At 64.8% G+C, this 17,802-nt stretch carries 17 protein-coding genes and 1 tRNA gene; 16 read left to right on the top strand and 2 right to left on the bottom strand.

The features are described 5' to 3' along the window. Positions 1-3 precede the first annotated feature (3 nt). The 7 genes from ACOOE1_RS07780 (at position 4) to ACOOE1_RS07750 (ending at position 6,703) form a co-directional block, all read left to right on the top strand. The gene (locus ACOOE1_RS07780) at positions 4-2,892 is read left to right on the top strand and encodes an NHLP bacteriocin export ABC transporter permease/ATPase subunit (protein ID WP_420405771.1); all 2,889 of its coding nucleotides are present in this window, start codon (positions 4-6) and stop codon (positions 2,890-2,892) included. A 38-nt stretch (positions 2,893-2,930) separates the two neighbouring features. Continuing rightward, a complete protein-coding gene (locus ACOOE1_RS07775; RefSeq protein ID WP_420405770.1) occupies positions 2,931-3,212 on the top strand; it encodes a hypothetical protein in 282 nt (93 codons plus the stop codon). A 180-nt stretch (positions 3,213-3,392) separates the two neighbouring features. Then, on the top strand, positions 3,393-3,794 hold the full coding sequence (locus tag ACOOE1_RS07770) for a Nif11-like leader peptide family natural product precursor (RefSeq protein ID WP_420405769.1): 402 nt from the start codon (positions 3,393-3,395) through the stop codon (positions 3,792-3,794). 81 nt (positions 3,795-3,875) lie between these two features. Continuing rightward, complete coding sequence (locus ACOOE1_RS07765; protein ID WP_420405768.1) at positions 3,876-4,277, top strand: Nif11-like leader peptide family RiPP precursor; 402 nt, start codon at positions 3,876-3,878, stop codon at positions 4,275-4,277. A 91-nt stretch (positions 4,278-4,368) separates the two neighbouring features. Then, positions 4,369-4,770, top strand: a complete 402-nt coding sequence (locus ACOOE1_RS07760; RefSeq protein ID WP_420405767.1) for a Nif11-like leader peptide family RiPP precursor — start codon at positions 4,369-4,371, stop codon at positions 4,768-4,770. Positions 4,771-4,832: 62 nt separating this feature from the next. Then, complete coding sequence (locus ACOOE1_RS07755) at positions 4,833-5,204, top strand: hypothetical protein (RefSeq protein ID WP_420405766.1); 372 nt, start codon at positions 4,833-4,835, stop codon at positions 5,202-5,204. Further along, positions 5,204-6,703, top strand: coding sequence for an FAD-binding oxidoreductase (locus tag ACOOE1_RS07750; protein WP_420405765.1), 1,500 nt, complete (start codon positions 5,204-5,206; stop codon positions 6,701-6,703). The genes ACOOE1_RS07755 and ACOOE1_RS07750 overlap by 1 nt, the downstream gene beginning before the upstream one ends. A 9-nt stretch (positions 6,704-6,712) precedes the next feature. Here the strand turns inward: ACOOE1_RS07750 and ACOOE1_RS07745 are convergent, their stop codons facing one another. Both ACOOE1_RS07745 and ACOOE1_RS07740 read right to left on the bottom strand, forming a co-directional pair. After that, complete coding sequence (locus ACOOE1_RS07745) at positions 6,713-8,176, bottom strand: TolC family outer membrane protein (RefSeq protein ID WP_420405764.1); 1,464 nt, start codon at positions 8,174-8,176, stop codon at positions 6,713-6,715. 602 nt (positions 8,177-8,778) lie between these two features. Beyond that, positions 8,779-8,852, bottom strand: a tRNA-Gln gene (locus ACOOE1_RS07740). A 187-nt stretch (positions 8,853-9,039) separates the two neighbouring features. Between ACOOE1_RS07740 and ACOOE1_RS07735 the strand changes: the two genes are divergently transcribed. The 9 genes from ACOOE1_RS07735 (at position 9,040) to ACOOE1_RS07695 (ending at position 17,794) form a co-directional block, all read left to right on the top strand. After that, positions 9,040-9,915, top strand: a complete 876-nt coding sequence (locus ACOOE1_RS07735) for an MBL fold metallo-hydrolase (RefSeq protein ID WP_420405763.1) — start codon at positions 9,040-9,042, stop codon at positions 9,913-9,915. Between the two features lie 130 nt (positions 9,916-10,045). Further along, entirely contained in the window at positions 10,046-11,023 is a 978-nt protein-coding gene (locus tag ACOOE1_RS07730; RefSeq protein ID WP_420405762.1) for an NAD-dependent epimerase/dehydratase family protein, read from the top strand. Positions 11,024-11,275: 252 nt separating this feature from the next. Then, the gene (locus ACOOE1_RS07725) at positions 11,276-12,313 is read left to right on the top strand and encodes a Ppx/GppA phosphatase family protein (protein WP_420405761.1); all 1,038 of its coding nucleotides are present in this window, start codon (positions 11,276-11,278) and stop codon (positions 12,311-12,313) included. Positions 12,314-12,361: 48 nt separating this feature from the next. Then, positions 12,362-13,129 (top strand): RlmE family RNA methyltransferase, encoded by a 768-nt coding sequence (locus ACOOE1_RS07720; RefSeq protein WP_420405760.1) that lies wholly within the window; start codon positions 12,362-12,364, stop codon positions 13,127-13,129. Continuing rightward, positions 13,110-13,523, top strand: coding sequence for a GNAT family N-acetyltransferase (locus ACOOE1_RS07715; protein ID WP_420405759.1), 414 nt, complete (start codon positions 13,110-13,112; stop codon positions 13,521-13,523). Before ACOOE1_RS07720 ends, ACOOE1_RS07715 begins: the two co-directional genes overlap by 20 nt. 80 nt (positions 13,524-13,603) lie before the next feature. Next, entirely contained in the window at positions 13,604-14,170 is a 567-nt protein-coding gene (locus ACOOE1_RS07710; RefSeq protein WP_420405758.1) for an NADPH-dependent FMN reductase, read from the top strand. A 122-nt stretch (positions 14,171-14,292) separates the two neighbouring features. After that, positions 14,293-15,753, top strand: a complete 1,461-nt coding sequence (gene guaB / locus ACOOE1_RS07705) for an IMP dehydrogenase (RefSeq protein WP_420405757.1) — start codon at positions 14,293-14,295, stop codon at positions 15,751-15,753. Positions 15,754-15,800: 47 nt separating this feature from the next. After that, entirely contained in the window at positions 15,801-17,138 is a 1,338-nt protein-coding gene (locus ACOOE1_RS07700; RefSeq protein WP_420405756.1) for an RsmB/NOP family class I SAM-dependent RNA methyltransferase, read from the top strand. 77 nt (positions 17,139-17,215) lie between these two features. Next, the gene (locus ACOOE1_RS07695) at positions 17,216-17,794 is read left to right on the top strand and encodes a GNAT family N-acetyltransferase (protein WP_420405755.1); all 579 of its coding nucleotides are present in this window, start codon (positions 17,216-17,218) and stop codon (positions 17,792-17,794) included. Positions 17,795-17,802 lie beyond the last annotated feature (8 nt).

The raw sequence follows: 17,802 nt of genomic DNA, 5'->3' as shown, positions 1-17,802 counted from the left end.
GGCATGAGCAGCGTGCAGCAACACGGTGAAACCGGCGAGACTCTTCGGATCAGCGGGCGCGACCGGCTGATCATCGCGCCCGACCATCGGGTGGTCGAGATCGAGGAGGGGACGGCCAACCTGTTCGTCCAGCTCGTCTCCGAAGCGGGCGAACCGCTCGGCGCACGGCGAATGGTCGCGGCGCTCGAGACCGGCGCGATGATGCCTTTGCCGGACACCGGTTTCACCGGAATGCGCCTGGTCCTGGTGGGCGTCGGCGCCGCTACGCTCCGGCTCTACTCGGCCGAAGATCGCGATGCGCTGCTCGACCGAACGGAATCGATGACGCACGGATTTGAACTCGGGCTCGGTGAATTCCTGATCCATACGGCCCCGGCGAACCGCGATGCCCATTCAGCCTATTCCATCGCCCCCGGCGAAACCTCGGAACTCTCGGGCGGCGGCCTTGTCTCCTCCGCACGTGCCGTGTGGGTGGCGCACGAAGCCGCTCCGGCCGCGGATGCCGGGGAAGGTGAAGAGAGCGAAACCACTCAAGCGATCGCCCTCGTCGGCCACGGACGCGCTCTGCAGGTGCCTGCTGGGATTCCCTTCGCCGCACTGGGGGCTGGGGAAACGGTGCTGCGCCACGGTTGGTCGCCGGTCGACCGGTGGATCACCGCGGCGGTCGTGGAGGTTGCGCAGACGCTCTTCGAGGCGGCGCGGGAACGTGAGAAGCGGGTCGCGCGGCGCATCGAGGACGATGAGGCTCAACTCGGGACGGCGCTCCGCCGCCTGCCGGCGATCGTCAATGCGGAGCGCGAGGATTCCGCCGCCCGCATCGCCGGCAGCGGCCAGCCCCCCGTGATCGCAGCACTGCAATTCGTCTGCGCGGCGCAGAAGATCGATTTCCGGCCCACGGCGGACCTCATTGAGTCCGGCGATCCGCACGTCGTGCTCCAGGACGTGCTGCGACGTGCGAACCTGCGCTTCCGCAAGATTGTCCTGACAGACAAATGGTGGACCAGGGAAGGTGCGGATGCGGTCGGTTTCGATGCCGAGACCGGCGAGCCCTGCGCCATCCTTCGGACCGGTCCCGGTCGCTTCGAGAGGGTATCCGCCGACGGCGGGCGGCGTGTCCGGATCTCGGCGTCCGAGGCAGGGCGGCTGGACGAGGAAGCCTTCACGGTCTTCAAGCCTCTGCCGTTCCGGCCTCTGAAGGCGATGGACCTGGTCCGGCACGTGCTGTCCGGCAGGGCCCGTTTCGACATGCGCTGGGCCGCGGTGATGGCAATCCTGACCGCGCTGCTCGGCCTTGTTCCGCCGATGCTGACCGGCAAGCTGCTGAACGAGGTGGTGCCCTTCGCGGAAACCGAGAGTCTGGTGCATCTTGCGCTCGGTCTCGCTTTCCTCGCGATCGGCAGCGCGATGTTCCAGGTGGTGCGCTCGATCGCATTGCTCCGGGTCGAGGCCTTTGCCGACGGCGGGCTGCAGGCGGCGGTCTGGGACCGGCTGCTGCGCCTGCCGCTAACCTTCTTCCGCAAGTACGAGGTCGGCGATCTGCTGATCAAGGCGATGGGGCCGACGCAGCTTCGTCAGGCGGTTTCCGACACGGCGTTGAGCTCGGTGCTGTCGGCGATCTTCTCAATCGTGAATTTCGTGCTGATGATGAGCTACGATTCCAAGCTCGCCGGTGCTGCCTTCGTCTTCACGCTGGTGACGAGCCTGATTTTGCTCGGCCTCAGCCGCTTGCAGCTCCGCTTCGAGCGGGTCCAGCTCAAGGCGGATGCGGCGGTGTCCAGCTTCATCCTGCAGATTCTGATCGGGATCCAGAAGATCCGGCTGATGGGTGCGGAAGACCGGGCAATCTCGCGCTGGATTCACAAGTTCGCCGACCAGCGCCAGCACACGGTGCGGGCGGCGCGGATCGGCAATGCGATCCAGACCCTCAACGCCGTCCTGCCGGTGCTGGCCAGCATCATGTTCTTCTACATGGTCGGCAGCGACGAAAGCCGGCTCTCGGTCGGCAGTTTTGTTGCATTCAACGCTGCTTTCGGCGGATTCCACGGCGCCCTTCTGGGGTTGGTGCAGGCGGTCTCCAACTCGCTCTCGGCGGTGCCGATCTACGAGAATATGAAGCCGATCATGGACGCCCAGCCGGAACTCGATCCCGAACGCAAACCGGCTCCGGTGCTTGACGGCAGCATCCACCTTTCCAACGTCTCGTTCCGCTACGATGCCGACGGGCCGCTGATCCTGAACGATGTCGACCTCGATATCGGCGCCGGGCAATTCGCCGCCTTCGTCGGACCGTCCGGCTCCGGCAAGTCGACCATCTTCCGCCTGCTGCTGGGGTTCGAGACGCCGGAGCAGGGCACGGTCGGGTATGACGGGCTCGATCTCTCCCGGCTCGACCTCAAGACCGTGCGCCGCCAGATCGGCGTTGTGCTGCAGCGCGGCGCCATCCTGCCCGGGTCCATTTTCGAGAACATCGTCGGTTCCGCGCCGCTGACCCAGGACGAGGCCTGGGAAGCCGCCCGCATGGCCGGGTTCGACGAGGATATCGAACACATGCCGATGGGGATGCATACCTTCCTGACGGAGGGGGGCGGCACCCTGTCCGGCGGTCAGCGGCAGCGCCTGATGATCGCCCGCGCGGTGGTGCGGCGGCCTCGGATCCTGCTGATGGACGAGGCGACCAGCGCTCTGGACAACCGAACGCAGGCGATCGTCTCCGAGAGCCTGGCGCACCTGAATGCGACCCGCGTGGTGATCGCCCACCGCCTCAGCACGGTGGTGAATGCCGACCGCATCTTCGTCGTCGTGGGCGGCCGCATCGTCCAGTCGGGCACCTATGAGGAACTGATGGAAATCGAAGGACCGTTCCGCGACCTGGCCCGGCGCCAGATCGCGTGAGCGGATGAGGTCCATGAGCAGACCAGGGAGCAATATGGATGCCGACTTCCAAGTCGGACCTGGAGAACATTCTCGAGCGCTTCGGCGTCGACCCGGATTTCTTCGCCGCCTGCCGTGCGGAGATCAGCGGAAAACTCGGCGACGAGGCGATCCTCGCAATGATGAATTTCGCCGCGAGGAACGGTTACGAGATCACGTTCCGCGAGGCGAGCGAGGCCCATCGGGCCGCGCGCCTGGACGCGGCGAAGGCTTTGCGTACCGCCATCCGGCATGTGTCCGGCGATGCCGGGCGGCTCGAGGATTTTCTGAAGCAATGGTAGCGCGGCCGGAGACCGCGATGCCGTTGGCGGCTGCGACGTTTCACCTCTCGAGCGGGTTTGGAACGGCCCGCCCCCGCTCGAGCTGTCCGACCAAGATACCGGATCGTCCCGGTGCCGGACAGATCTCCCGAACGGCGGGCGACAACCGCGCTCGGACGAGTGCAAACCGAGGAGGAAGACATGAGCATGCAGGAAATGAGCGCCTTTCTGGAAAAGGCACAGGCTGACGAAACGGTTGCAAAACAACTATTCGCGATTCTCGACCATAACGAGAGCGACGTGATCTATTCCAAGGTGGTCTCGCTGGCCAACGACAACGGCTTCACGGTCACAGAGTCTGACGTGAAGGAAACCCAAGCACAGTTCGCCAAGGCGATCGACGGCGCCGAAGCCGGCGAGGGCGACCTCGGCGACGACGATCTCGATAATGTCTCCGGCGGTCTAGGTTTTGGGGCCATCCAACACGGCATGAACCAAGCGATGAACGGGCTCATCAAGGCCGGCCAGATTGGGGCCATCGGTATAGACCAGTATTCCAATGGCCTTGTGACGAAGACCACTAACCTCTTGAAGAATTGGTGACGCGGGGGGGGGTGGGTGCTCCGGCGCCTGCTTCCGGTCATGCCGTCTATCGAATTGAGCGCTCGCAAACGGAGGTAATCAATGAGCAATCAGGCAATGGTGGCCTTTCTGGAAAAGGCCCAGAACGACGAGCAACTGAGCGAGAAACTGGTCTCCATCATCGGCGACAACGAGCAGAAGGATATCTATCCGAAGGTCGTGGGCCTTGCCGGCGAGTACGGTTTCACCGTCACCGAGGAAGACGTGAAACAGGTTCAGGAAGAATGCGCCCAGGCCGCGACCGCGATCGAGAATGCCGACGGGGATCTGAGTGACGACGATCTCGAGAATGTCTCCGGCGGTCTCGCCGTCGCCACCACGGCGGCCCTGATCGGCCTCGGCGCCGCGGCTGTCACCGCCGGTGGCGGCATTACCGCAGCAGTGATCGGCCGTGGCGTCAACAACACCGTAGACGATATCGGCAAATTCTTCAGCCGCTGGTGATCCCGGAGCCGGGAAGCGGACAAATCGAGTTTCGCTTCCCGGCCGACGGAGACGAAGCCGACACCGACACATATGCACACGGAGATGCAAGATGAGCATGCAAGCGATGAATGCGTTCCTGGAGAAAGCGGAAGCCGACGAGGCGGTCGCTGCCCGGCTGGTCGCGATTCTGGATGAGAACGAGGCCGCGGCGATTCCGCCGAAGGTCGTGGAACTGGCCAACGACAACGGTTTCGAAGTCACCGCCGTGGACGTGGAGGAGACCCGGGCGCGGTTCGTCAAGGCGATCAAGGATTCCGAGAGGGAAGACGGGGACCTTAGCGATGACGATCTGGAGCATGTCTCAGGTGGCGTGTCCCCGGCGCTGATCAACGGCCTGATCAAGGGAGCGGGGCTGGCGATCAAGGTCGGCGGCAAGATCGGGAGCGCGATCATCGGTCGCGGCATCAACAAGACGGTCGACGATGTCGGGAACTTCTTCTCGAAATGGTAAGGGAATGGCCGGGCGCCCCGGCGCCCGCCACCCGGTTCATCAATCTGATTTTCGGAGCGGGCATGAACGCGCAGGCGGTGACGCGATTGCTTGAAAGGCTGGTCGCGGACGAGACCTTCGCCGTAGGGCTGGTCGAGGCCGTCGGCGGGCGGCAGGGCGAGGCGGCAATCGAGGCGGTCGTCGCATATGGCAATGAAAACGGCTTTCCGATCAGCGCGATAGACGCGGCGGAGCTGCAACGTCATCTGATCGCCGATGCGGAACTCCTCGAAGGCGATCTTGACGACGACGATCTGGACGCGGTTGCCGGCGGTGTGCTGGTCGGTATGGGGTTCGATCCGCTGCAGGTTCGCCGGGCCGCGGAGCAGGCCCTTGCAAAGAGCCTCGGCCGCTCCGGAAATACCGCGCTCGACGGATTCATCAAGCAATGGTGATGGCGGAACGGTCCAATCGCCGCCCGATCTGGGAGCTCATTGTCGGAAGAGCGTATGTCGACGGCGACCCGGACCGCTGCGCCGCTTGGGGCCGCCGCACCTTCGGAGAGGACAGGCACGTCGCTGCGGTCGTCCGGCCCGGTTCGGCGAAAGAGGTCGCCTCCGTCATGGCGGCGGCGAGTGAGTTCGGCATTCCGGTTCACCCGGTCAGCCGCGGCGCGAACTGGGGCATGGGCTCGCGGGCGCCCTTCGAGGACGGGGCGGTCGTGCTCGATCTGTCCCGGCTTGACGGGATTTCGGATTACGACGCCGACCTTGGCATCGTCCGGATCGAGCCCGGCGTGACCTTTGCGGCCCTGGCGGGATTTCTCGCCGGGCACGACTCCGAGTATTTCATTTCGGAAATCGGCGGTTCGCCGGATGCGAGCGTGATGGCGAACTCGCTTGATCGCGGCGACGGCGTCATGGCGGACCGGTGGGCGACACTCAGCGATCTGGAGGTGGTTCTCGCGGACGGGCGAAGGGTCACCACCGGTTTTTCCGCCCTCGGCGCGGATCGCCTCAAAGGTGTCATGGCGGGGGCGGTCGGCCCGATCGCCGACGGCCTGTTCAGTCAATCCAATCTCGGTATTGTTGTCGGCGCCCGTGTCCGGCTCGCCAGAATGCCGGATGATCTCGCCATCGTCAGTGCGCGGATCGACGGTATCGAGACATTGAAGCGGACGCTGGTCGCCTGGCGTCGGATGCAGGGCCGCGGCGCAATCCCGGACCGTTCCGTCACCCTCTGGAACGGGGTGAAATATCTCGCCCGCGACAATGTCCGTTCGGCCTACGAGGAGGAGGAAATCCGCCGGGCCGAGACGGATGTCTGGTATCTCTCGGCCTATCTCGTCGCCGAGAGTCCGGAGATATTGCAGCTGCGCGCAAACGGGGTGCTGCGCGGTCTCTTGGAAACCGGAGCGCGGGCCGACGGCGCCATCGTGCGCGTCGGCGGTGTCTGGCAGGAGGGCTGCGAGGGACTGATCGGCAAGCCCAGCCCGCGGAATCTCAGAACCGTGTACTGGTCGAGCGAAACCATCCCCGGTTTCGCCGAGATGGATCCCGACCGCGACCGGTGCGGACTCCTTTGGCTATGCCTTGCCTTTCCGTTCGACGAGAACCTGCTGGCAGCGTTCGCGGAGCGCGCGCAGGTCATTCTCCGGCCCTTTGGGATCGATCTCAATATCGGCGTCGAGGCAGAGAGTTTCCGTTGTCTCCTGAGCTATTTCAGCCTGTCGTACGGACGCGAGGGACCAGAGTCGGACGCCATGGCGGAAGAGGCTTATCGCGCGCTTCTTGCGGAAGCCGAACGGCACGGGCTGGCACCCTACCGGCTCGCCAACGGGCTGCCGAAATCGACCTCTTCGGGAATGACGGATCTCGACGCCTATCTGTCCGAGATCAGGCGGATCGGCGATCCGGCGGGCATACTCTCGAGAGGCCGGTCCGGGATCGCCTGAGCGACCGGATCAATTTCCGTAGAATCCATTCTCGCCGGTTCCGGTGCCGAACCACCGGCTCCGCACTTCGCGGTAGTGCCGGTCATAGTCGTAATAGGCGACCGGTAGCTCGAGATCCTGCGCCGTCAGCCGACCCATGGCGGCGAGCAGTCGGTAGCTCGCCACATGCACGTCGTAACTGGCCTGCACGAGACGGATGCGGGCATTGAGCAGAGTCCGTTCGGCATCGAGCACGTCGATCACAGTCCGGGCCCCGACCGAGGCCTCGTTGCGCACGCCCTCGAGCGCGATCGCCGCCGCCTCGATCTGGGCTTCGAGGGAGGCAAACTGGGACTGGTTTCCCCGCAGCGACTCGTAGGCGCTCTCGGTTCCTTCTGTCGCGCTTCGCTCCTGGTCGAGCGTCGTCAACCGCAATCGGTTGTGGTTCTCGCGCGCCTCACGGGCCTTCGAATAGGTGACGCCGGACTGATAGAGCGGGACAGTCAGGCGGAGGGATATGCTGGCGGCGAAATTCTCGTTGTCGCCGCCGCTCGAATTCTCGGAATGGTCCAGCGATGAGACGAGATCGACCGACGGCAGCAGGTCCGATTGGGCCGCCTCGATCTGGCGCGCGGCCGCCGCTTCTGCAAAGCGCGCGCTGAGAACAGTGAAATTACCGTCTTTCGCGGCCTCGATCGCCATCGATTTCGACGCCGGGAGTCCGGCCGGCATGTCCGGAAACTCCAGATTCCTGGGCGGAAACCCGACGACGCGTGCGAAACTGGCCTCGGCCTGGGCAAGCGATGCCTCGGATCTGGTCACGTTCGCCTCCGCCGCCGCGACGCTGGATTCGGCCTGCGCGACATCCGTGCGGGTCACATCATTGATCGTGAACCGCTCCCGGGTGGCGACCAGTTGTTCCTGCAGACTGCGCAGATTGTCGCGCCGCAGTTTCAGCGTTTCGCGTTCGCGGATCACCGCCATATAGGCGGTCGCCGTCGAGACGAAGGTATCCTGCTCGGTCTGGAACAGCTGCGCGCGCTGGGACTCGATCGTCGCATCGGCGGCTTCGACGCGCGCCTTGACCCGGCCGAAAGTATAGACCGGCTGGCTCGCCTGCAGGCCGACGCTCCGCGGCTGCGAGCTGTCATTCAGGAGTGTCCGGCCATTGCTGGCCTGTTTGACATCCGTATATCCCGCGGAGCCGGTAAATGTGATGGTCGGCCGCCACCCGCCGCGCGCTTGCGGAGCCTGCTCGTTTGTCTGCCGGAGCAGGGCCCGGGCGGCGTTGAGGCTCGGATTGTTCCGGTACGCCTCGACGAACGCCTCTTCGAGCGTTTGTGCCGAAAGCCGCTCCGGCGAGAGCAGGAGAGGCAGGGTGCACCCGATAAGGAGCAGTGACCGGACGGCTTGCCGTACGCGGCATTTCACATCTTGTCTTGTGGCCCGCATGTCGGTCGAAAGGACCCGTCGGTTCTGTTCGAGGCTTCTCATTCCGATAGCTATTCACCGGATATCCCGCCCTGAACAAGACCCCTCGGCGGCGATGCGCGCGCTTGTGGATATTGCGCACAGAATAAGGAACGGGAAGGCCGGATGAGCCGCGGCTCCGTTCCGGCAACACGGTCGTTCATGCATCGCCGGCGACGAATTCGCGCGAGGACCCGGACCCGATTTGCCGGTCGTCTCAGGAGTCCGATGGGCGCCCGGCGGTTTGAGAGATCGCGCCAACAGCCAACTGCTCGTGGCCGCCTCGCTCGAAGGCGTTCTGCAGAAGCCTGTCCGATCCGGACGATCTGTCGACGGACGGTCTCGCGGCTGAGGTCCGGTCTGCGTTCAGCCTGCAGGTCCTCAGAGCCCGCAAGTCGAGTTTGGACCGGAGATAGACCAAGCCATCAACTGATGCCCGGGCTCTACCAACAGTCGGAGGAAAACCGGGACGCAGGTCAGCGGGCCAAAGGGGGTGAAGTTCCGCCTCCACGTGTGTCTCTGGGTGCACTCGCGGTGGCTTCCGGGTCGCCAACGCTTTGAATAGTGGGTGAAACTAGCCGCTCACCTGCTGGCGTCCACAAAAGACCTAAATGTCAGGAGAAGAATGGCTGGGGGACCTGGATTCGAACCAGGACTGACGGAGTCAGAGTCCGCTGTTCTACCGTTAAACTATCCCCCAACGGGACCGGCGCTTCGCGAGCGCTCGCGGCAGGGGCCGGAAACTAGCTAGCTTGCGGGGCGATGGCAAGTGTGAATTTCGGGCGATCGGCCGCTTCGTTCCGCCTGCCGGGATTGCCGGCGCCACGCCCTCGACGGAACGGCTCGCCAGACCTAGAGTCCTGAGCGGACGAGGGAGGGAAAGCAAGGTGGATGGCAATATGGGCAACCAGGTCCCGGCGGTCTATCGCCGGCGGATCGGCGAGGTGCTGGTTACGGCAATCTGCGACGGCTACGTCGATGCCCCCTTCACGGCGCTGGTCGGGATCGAACCGCGTGAGGCCGAGGCTGTGCTGAAGGCGCATTTCCGCCCGGCCCCGCCGCGTATTTCCGTGAACTGCTTTCTCGTACAGGCCGGCGGACGCACCGCGATCGTCGATACCGGGTCGGGCGACACGATGGGGCCGACGCTGGGCAAGATGCCGGCTCTGCTCGGCCATCTCGGTCTGATGCCGAGCGATGTCGATACGGTCCTGCTCACTCACATGCATCCCGATCATTCGAACGGGTTGACCGGGCCGGACGGAGAACGGCTTTTTCCGGACGCGGTGGTCGTGGTGGACGAGACCGACGTCAAGCACTGGTTCGACGACGGCGCCCGGGCGAAGGTCGATGAGAGCAAGCAGGTCCGCTATTTCGACGAGGCGCGGCGTCAGATCGCGCCCTATCAGGACCGGCGCCAATCGACCGGCAAGGACGTCTTTCCGCAGGTCAGCGCGGTTCCGCTGGGCGGCCATACGCCGGGCCATACCGGTTATCTCGTCGAGTCGGGCGGGGAAGCGCTGCTGATCTGGGGCGATATCTGTCATGTCCCGGACATCCAGGCGCAAAATCCCGCTGTGACGATGGCCTTCGATACCGACCCGGCCGCCGCGATCGCAGCGCGCAGGCGTGCCTTCGACATGGCCGCCGCCGACCGGTTGCTGGTCGCCGGCATGCATCTTCATTTTCCCGGGTTCGCCTATGTTGCCGCCGATGGAGGCGGCTTCCACCTTATCCCCGAAGCCTGGGCCTTCGAGATCTGAAGCGGGTCTGGCGCGGACCGGCATTCACCCTTTGTAAACCTTGGATGGTTATCACCTTTTGAAGCGATTTTAACCAAAATGCCGACTTGTGCCGGGGGCTCCGGCCGGGCGGCAATGAAGGTCACTTGAAATGAAACAGGTTCTCGTGCTGGGTGCCGGCGGTTTTATCGGCAGCCACCTGGTGAAACGTCTGAAAGCCGAAGGCTGCCGGGTCCGCGGCGTCGACCTCAAGCATCCACGCTATTGCGAAAGCGCGGCCGACGAGTTTCTCGTCGCCGATCTCCGCGATCCCGCGAATGTCCGGAGCGCGATGGACCTGCCCTTCGACGAGGTCTACCAGCTTGCCGCCGATATGGGCGGCGCAGGCTTCGTCTTCACCGGCGGACACGATGCCGACATCATGCACAATTCCGCGATGATCAACCTCAACGTCGCGGAATGCGCGGCGAAAAACGGGATCCGGCGGATCTTCTATTCGTCTTCCGCCTGCATCTATCCGCAGCAGAACCAGGCCGACCCGGACAACCCGAACTGCCGCGAGGACAGCGCCTATCCGGCCGATCCGGACAGCGAGTACGGCTGGGAGAAGCTGTTCAGCGAACGGATGTTCATGGCCTTCGCGCGCAACTACGGCCTCGAGTGCCGCATCGCCCGGTTCCACAATGTGTTCGGCCCGGAAGGTTCCTGGAACGACGGGCGGGAGAAGGCGCCGGCCGCGATCTGCCGCAAGGTCGCCGAAGCGCCCGATGGCGGCGAGATCGAGATCTGGGGAGATGGCGCGCAGACCCGGTCGTTTCTCTATATCGACGAGTGTCTGGACGGGGTGCTGCGCCTGACCCGCTCGGACTTCGCCGGACCCGTGAATATCGGCTCCGACAGGATGGTCAGCATCAATGCGCTGGTCGATCTCGTGTGCGGCATTGCCGGCAAGCGTTTGAGCCGGAAATACGTGGACGGACCGACCGGAGTCAGGGGCCGGAACTCGGACAATGATCTCATCCTGAGGGAGCTGAACTGGGCCCCGAAAGAGGTTCTCGAAGACGGGCTGAGAAAGACCTATGAATGGGTCGCCGGACAGATCGAAGCCGGCGAGAACGACGCGGGTTAGCGCCGGGCACAGCCGGCCTGTTCAGGCGCTGTCACGCAAGTGACATAAATTGCGATTCTTCGGGGCGCGCAAGGTAGGCAAGGCCCGGCAATGCGACTACACTCAGTGTTGAAACAGCCTCCGGCACGATCGGGGGCGCGACATTTGAGATGAGTGACCATGTCCGCCGGCCGTTCGCCAACGACACGCCGGGGAGGCCGTTCGACGGAGAAGGATCGGGAAGAAGGGCGTTTCGCACGGTCGCGTCCACCGGTGCGCAACGGTTCCCCCAAGCCGTCGCACAGCGCCGTCCGCCGCGCCAACGGATCAGGCAGCGAGCCTGTTCTGGCCGCTCTGGATTTGGGAACGAACAATTGCCGCCTGCTGATTGCCGTCCCGGCGGAGTCCGGTTTCCGGGTGATCGACGCCTTCTCTCGCATCGTTCGCCTCGGGCAGGGCCTGCAGAAACATCAGAATCTATCCGAAGACGCGATGGAGCGGACGGTGCAGGCGCTGAAGATCTGTGCGCGCAAGATGGCGAAACGGAATGTGACGCGGTCCCGGATCGTGGCCACCGAAGCCTGCCGGCGGGCCAGAAACTGCGACGCCTTCCTCGATCGCGTGGCGGCGGAAACCGACCTTGAGATCGAGATCATCTCGACCCACGAAGAGGCCGAACTGGCGCTCGCGGGCTGCGTGCCGCTGTTCAATCCGAAGATACCGAATGCCCTGGTCTTCGATATCGGCGGCGGCAGTACCGAACTCGTCTGGCACCGCCGTGAGGAAACCGGGAGCGCACGCAACGGGCGCGGGGCGCTCGATGCGATCTCGCTGCCGTTCGGGGTCGTGACCCTGGCTGAACGTCATGGCGGCGACCGCTTCGACCGCGCGACCTATCGCCGGATGGTGGACGAATCCCGCGCCGCGCTGGACGCGTTCGAGGCCCGTTTCGGCATCGGCGCGGCGATCCGCGACGGTGCGGTGCAGATGGTCGGAACGTCGGGCACCGTGACCACGCTTGCCGGCATCAGCATGAATCTGAGGCGCTACGACCGGGACCGGGTGGACGGAACCTATCTCGACTTCGACGAAATGGAGGATATCGCGGCGCGGCTCGCGTCGGTCGGTTTTCGCGAGCGCGCGGCGATGCCCTGTATCGGCGCGGAGCGTGCGGACCTCGTCGTCGCCGGCTGCGCGATCCTGCAGGGCATCTGCGAGCGCTGGCCCGTCGGCCGGCTCAGGGTGGCGGACCGGGGCCTGCGCGAGGGCATTCTCTTCGACCTGCTGGACCAGGAAGCGGCGGCGGAATAGCGTCCGGCCGCTTGACGAGCCGGACGGTTCCGGCGCACTTAGACCTCCATGACGAACAAACGCGGCGGACGGCGCGGCGGGCGCGGCTCTGGGTCCCGGATGACCAGTGTCGAGCTCAAGAATGCGCGCCGGCACAAACCCTCCTCCCAGCGCTGGCTCCGGCGTCAGCTCAATGACCCATATGTGGCCGAGGCGCAGAAGCTGGGCTACCGCTCCCGCGCGGCGTTCAAGCTGCAGCAACTGGACGAGAAGTTCCGGTTCCTGAAACCGGGCGCGAAGGTCGTCGATCTTGGTGCCGCCCCCGGAGGGTGGACCCAGATTGCGGTTGCCGCCGTTGGAGCGGACAAGGACAAGGGCACTGTTGTCGGGATCGATCTGCTGGAGATGGAACCGGTGTCCGGCGCGGATCTGTTCCAGGGCGACTTCATGACCGACGAGGGGCTCGCCGCGCTGCGCGAACGGATGGAAGGACCGGTCGATGTGGTGCTGAGCGACATGGCGGCGTCGACCACCGGGCACGCTCCGACCGATCATCTGCGGACCGCCGCGCTCTGCGAAGCGGCGCTCGAATTCGCCATCGAGGTGCTGGGCGCGGGCGGGAGCTTTGTCGCCAAGGTGTTCAAGGGCGGCAGCGAACAGGAAATGCTGCGGCGGATGAGACTAGCGTTCCGCACCGTGCGCCACGCCAAGCCGGCCGCGAGCCGTCCGGAATCGCCGGAAGCCTATGTCGTCTGCACGGGATTCAGGGGACTGCCCGACAATGAGCGGACAACGCACGGGGATACGGAGAGCGACGATGACGGAGCTGACATTTAGCGTCATTGACGGTCAGACAGACGGCCTCTACGAGCTCGACCAGCGTCTGGTCGCATTCAACCGTGAACGCTCCGCCTGGAACAGCCGTTATTTCACGGTCGAACTTCGCGATGCGGACCGCCGGCTGCGCGGCGGTGCCGGGGCGCGGGTCAATCTCGGAACCGTTGAGGTGTCGACGATCTGGCTGGACGAAGATTTGCGCGGCGCCGGCTGGGGCCGCCGCCTCGTCGAGGCGGTCGCCGAACGCGGGCGCCGTCTCGAGGCCGGCAAGATCCTGCTCGATACCTATGATTTCCAGGCCCGTGCCTTCTATGAGGCGCTCGGTTTCTCAGTCTTCGGAACACTCGACTATCCGAGCGGCCACCGCCGGTTCTATCTTTCCCGGGATATCTGAGTTGCCTTGAGGCGAGAGCGCCACACCTCATAGACTCCCACCCGTTTTCGATCCTCCCGATCTGGCAAGGAACCTCACGAATGAGCGATGCGAAGATCCTGGTTTTCGCGGGCAGTGCGCGCGAACGCTCCCTCAACAAGAAGCTGGCAGCGGCGGGCGCCGCGGCCGTGACGCGCGCCGGCGGCGCGGCGACGCTGATCGACCTCGCCAACTATCCGGCTCCGCTCTACCACGGGGACGAAGAAGCGGCGCACGGCTTGCCGGAGAACATCCTCATCCTGAAGCAGATGATCGCCGATCACGACGGGCTCATGATCGCGACGCCGGAATATAACGGCTTCGTACCGCCGCTTCTCGTGAATACCTTCAGCTGGGTTTCGCGCAAGTCGGAGACGGGCGGTCCCGAAGACGTCCTGAAATCAAAGCATGTCGCGGTGATGGCCGCCTCGCCCGGCCGGCTTGGCGGAGTCCGGGTGGTGCCGCGTCTGCGCGACTGCCTCTGTGAACTCGGCTGTGTCCCCGTACAGGGCTTCGTCACCGTGCCTGCGGCAGGCAGCGCATTCACGGACGACGGCAACCTTGCGGAGGAGACGGCCCAGAGAGGTCTCGACTCCCTTGCTGCAAGGCTTGTTGCCGCCGCCGGGTAGTTCCGGCGGGTGTGGCTGCATGGCAGCGTTGCACAATCTTCACGGAGGCGCCGGCACTTCGCGCTTGGCAGTATGAGGGGGCGGTGTTATAGGGCCGTGCCACCGCAGCATTCGGAGGCACCATGGATATCCGCGAAGCTCTGACCTTCGACGACGTCCTTCTCGAACCGGCTCTCTCGTCGGTTCTCCCGACCCAGGTCGACACGTCCACACAGCTTACCCGCACAATCCGTCTCGGAATTCCCGTGATTTCCGCGGCGATGGATACGGTGACGGAAAGCCAGCTTGCCATTGCGATGGCGCAGCTCGGCGGTCTCGGGGTCATTCACAAGAACATGGACGCGTCCCGACAGGCCGACGAGGTGCGCGCGGTGAAGAAGTTCGAGGCCGGAATGGTGGTGAACCCGGTCACGATCGCTCCGGAACAGAGCCTCGCGGACGCCATGGCGCTGATGGACCGCTTCAAGATCAGCGGCATTCCTGTGGTCAAGGCTAAGACCGGTAAGCTGGTCGGCATCCTCACTCACCGCGATGTGCGTTTCGCGACTGAGCTGACACAGCCGGTGAAGGACCTGATGACCAAGAAGGTGATCACGGTGCGCGAGGACGTCACTGCCGAAGAGGCCCGCGGACTGCTGCACAAGCACCGGATCGAGAAGCTGCTGGTGGTGGACGGCGATCACAAATGCATCGGCCTGATCACCGTTAAGGACATGGACAAGGCGCAAAGCCATCCGAATGCCTGCAAGGACGAGAAGGGGCGCCTCCGCGTCGCCGCGGCGACCGGCACCGGCAGGGACGGCATCGCCCGCGCCGAGGCCCTGATCGACGCCGAGGTCGACATTGTCGTGGTCGATACCGCGCACGGCCATTCCCAGGGCGTTCTCGGCTCGGTCGACGAGATCCGCAAACTCAGCAACCGGACCCAGATCATCGCCGGCAATGTCGCCACGCGCGACGGTGCGCAGGCGCTGATCGATGCTGGCGCCGACGCGGTCAAGGTCGGTATCGGCCCGGGCTCGATCTGCACGACCCGCATGGTCGCCGGCGTTGGCGTGCCGCAATTGACTGCCATCACGGGCGCGCTGGAAGCCTGCCACAAGGCGGGTGTTCCCGTCATTTCGGACGGTGGGATCAAATATTCCGGCGATCTCGCCAAGGCGATCGCCGCCGGCGCCGATTGCGCCATGATCGGCTCGCTCTTCGCCGGCACGGACGAGAGTCCGGGAGAGGTCTATCTCTACCAGGGACGATCCTACAAGGCCTATCGCGGCATGGGCTCGCTCGGCGCCATGGCGCGCGGTTCGGCGGACCGCTATTTCCAGGAAGAGGTCTCCGACAATCTGAAGCTTGTCCCCGAGGGAATTGAAGGGCAGGTGCCCTACAAGGGGCCGGTTTCCGCGGTCGTCCACCAACTCATCGGCGGCCTTCGGGCGGCGATGGGATATACCGGCAATGCGACCGTCGGAGACATGCAGACGAACTGCAAGTTCCTGAAGATCAGCAATGCGGGCCTGCGCGAGAGCCATGTGCATGACGTGACCATTACCCGCGAAGCGCCGAACTACCGGCCGACCATGTAACCTCCGGGGCGCCTCCGGCGCCCCCGGGACTTTAGAAAGCACAGTCCATGATCCCTGCGGCCCGCCTTCTCGCCGCGATCGAGATTCTCGAAGAAGCCGATGCGGACCCGCGTCCGGTCGACCGGGTGCTCGAAGGCTATTTTCGTCAGCGCCGCTATGCCGGTTCGAAGGACCGTCATGCGATCCGGGACCGGGTCTACGGCATTCTGCGCCGCCGGGCGCGGATCGACTGGCATCTTGAGCGGACCGGCGTCGTCGAGCGCCCGACGGCGCGGCTCCGGGTCATGGCCGACCTTGTGCTGACGGACGAACTGACCGGCAGGGCGGTACAGGAACTCTTCTCCGGCGAGCGGCATTCTCCGGCCGTGCTCGGCGAGATCGAGAACAGGGCGTTCTCCGCCTTGAAGGACAAGACGCTCGACGGAGACGGCGCCATGCCGGCATCCGTGCGCCTGGAGACGCCGGACTGGGTTTACCGCCGTCTTGAACCGGTGTTGGGCGACGAACTCGCGGACGTACTGACCTCGATGGGGACGGAGGCGCCGTTCGATCTGCGGATCAATCCGCTGCACAAGGCGGACCGGAACTCGGTCCGCGAGGCCCTGGCGAAGCAGGAACTGGTCACGGAACCCACCCCGTATTCTCCATTCGGTCTCCGTTCGCCGGACCGCAAGCCGATCGACGGTCTGAAGCTGTTCAAGGACGGGCTGATCGAAGTTCAGGACGAGGGCGCGCAGATCGCCGCTCTCCTGCTCGGCGCCGCGCCGGGAATGCAGATCGCGGACTATTGCGCCGGGGCGGGGGGCAAGACCCTGGTTATGGCGGGGTTGATGGAAAACAAGGGCCGCGTGCTCGCGCTGGACACGTCCAAGGGCCGGCTGGAGCGCTGTGGCGTCCGCACCCGGCGGGCGGGACTGCACAATGTCGAACGCCACGAACTGGCCGAAGGCAGCGACCGCCGGGTGAAGCGTCTGGCCGGAAAGTTCGACCGCGTCATGGTCGATGCGCCATGTTCGGGAACCGGAACCTGGCGCCGCAATCCCGATGCGCGCTGGCGCTACACGGAAGAAGACCTGGCGGAGCTGACCAAGCTGCAGGCGGTGATCCTGCAGCGCGGGGCGCGGCTGGTGAAGCCGGGCGGGCGGCTCGCCTATGTCACCTGCTCGCTGCTTCCGGAAGAGAACGAGGCCATCGTCGACGCGTTTCTCGAGGAGCGCGGAGACGAATTCCGCAGTCTCGATATTCCGACGGTCTGGGACGAGACCATCGGCGTCCTCGGCGGCGGCACCTGTCCGGGCGAGGGCACGCGCCTGCGGCTGACGCCGCACCGCCACGACACGGATGGCTTTTTCGTGCAGATCCTGGAGCGCGCGGCGGAGGTCTGAGCGCTTATTCGGGATTGAACCGGCGCCCGTCTCCATTATGATTCCCGAAGGAGTCCGAAGCTCCGAAGGAAAAAGCCATGCCGGATCCACGTGACATCAAGCTCCGCCCCGCCGAGGCGAAGGATGCCTCGGCCGTGGGCAAGGTGCAGGTCGAGACCTGGCAGGATGCCTATGTCGGCATTCTACCGGATCGGGTCCTCCTCGAAATGCGTGCCGTCCGTTCCGCCGGGCTATGGTCCAATGCGATCGCTAAGAACCGGGTGCCGGGCTTCTTTCAGGTTGCCGAGTGGCAGGATCGTCTCGTCGGTTTCTGCCAGGGCGGACCACGACGTCAGGACATCAAGGCGACCGGGAACGAGGCCGGTGAGATTGCCGAGATCTATGTGCTCTATGTCGATCCGAGCTTCCAGGGGCTCGGCGTGGGAACGGCGATGATGGGGCGTGTCGTGGACAGCCTCGCCGAGGAGGGATTCGGCTCGCTCGTGCTGACTGTCCTGAGCGCCAACCGGTCCGGAGTCGCCTTTTACGACAAGCTTGGCGGAGCGGCCGACCTGCCGATGGAATGCACGGTCATGGGCGCGACGACGGAAGAGACGGTCTACCGGTGGCCGGACATCCGTGCCCTGCAGGATCGGCTCGCCGGTGCGGAAGGATGAGCCGGAAC

Origin of the sequence: Nisaea sp., assembly GCF_965216895.1 — a bacterium.
Taxonomy (GTDB): domain Bacteria; phylum Pseudomonadota; class Alphaproteobacteria; order Thalassobaculales; family Thalassobaculaceae; genus Nisaea.
Note: the sequence above shows the minus strand (reverse complement) of the source record. Positions and strands in the feature narration are given on the sequence as shown.

What these genes read in the sequence shown, in the direction of transcription:
- ACOOE1_RS07755 (WP_420405766.1), top strand. Translation starts at nt 4,833, where the DNA reads ATGAACGCGCAGGCGGTGACGCGATTGCTTGAAAGGCTGGTCGCGGAC.
- ACOOE1_RS07750 (WP_420405765.1), top strand. Translation starts at nt 5,204, where the DNA reads ATGGCGGAACGGTCCAATCGCCGCCCGATCTGGGAGCTCATTGTCGGA.
- ACOOE1_RS07730 (WP_420405762.1), top strand. Translation starts at nt 10,046, where the DNA reads ATGAAACAGGTTCTCGTGCTGGGTGCCGGCGGTTTTATCGGCAGCCAC.
- ACOOE1_RS07745 (WP_420405764.1), bottom strand. Translation starts at nt 8,176, where the DNA reads ATGAGAAGCCTCGAACAGAACCGACGGGTCCTTTCGACCGACATGCGG.
- guaB (WP_420405757.1), top strand. Translation starts at nt 14,293, where the DNA reads ATGGATATCCGCGAAGCTCTGACCTTCGACGACGTCCTTCTCGAACCG.
- ACOOE1_RS07710 (WP_420405758.1), top strand. Translation starts at nt 13,604, where the DNA reads ATGAGCGATGCGAAGATCCTGGTTTTCGCGGGCAGTGCGCGCGAACGC.
- ACOOE1_RS07770 (WP_420405769.1), top strand. Translation starts at nt 3,393, where the DNA reads ATGAGCATGCAGGAAATGAGCGCCTTTCTGGAAAAGGCACAGGCTGAC.
- ACOOE1_RS07760 (WP_420405767.1), top strand. Translation starts at nt 4,369, where the DNA reads ATGAGCATGCAAGCGATGAATGCGTTCCTGGAGAAAGCGGAAGCCGAC.
- ACOOE1_RS07715 (WP_420405759.1), top strand. Translation starts at nt 13,110, where the DNA reads ATGACGGAGCTGACATTTAGCGTCATTGACGGTCAGACAGACGGCCTC.
- ACOOE1_RS07765 (WP_420405768.1), top strand. Translation starts at nt 3,876, where the DNA reads ATGAGCAATCAGGCAATGGTGGCCTTTCTGGAAAAGGCCCAGAACGAC.
- ACOOE1_RS07695 (WP_420405755.1), top strand. Translation starts at nt 17,216, where the DNA reads ATGCCGGATCCACGTGACATCAAGCTCCGCCCCGCCGAGGCGAAGGAT.
- ACOOE1_RS07780 (WP_420405771.1), top strand. Translation starts at nt 4, where the DNA reads ATGAGCAGCGTGCAGCAACACGGTGAAACCGGCGAGACTCTTCGGATC.
- ACOOE1_RS07700 (WP_420405756.1), top strand. Translation starts at nt 15,801, where the DNA reads ATGATCCCTGCGGCCCGCCTTCTCGCCGCGATCGAGATTCTCGAAGAA.
- ACOOE1_RS07775 (WP_420405770.1), top strand. Translation starts at nt 2,931, where the DNA reads ATGCCGACTTCCAAGTCGGACCTGGAGAACATTCTCGAGCGCTTCGGC.
- ACOOE1_RS07720 (WP_420405760.1), top strand. Translation starts at nt 12,362, where the DNA reads ATGACGAACAAACGCGGCGGACGGCGCGGCGGGCGCGGCTCTGGGTCC.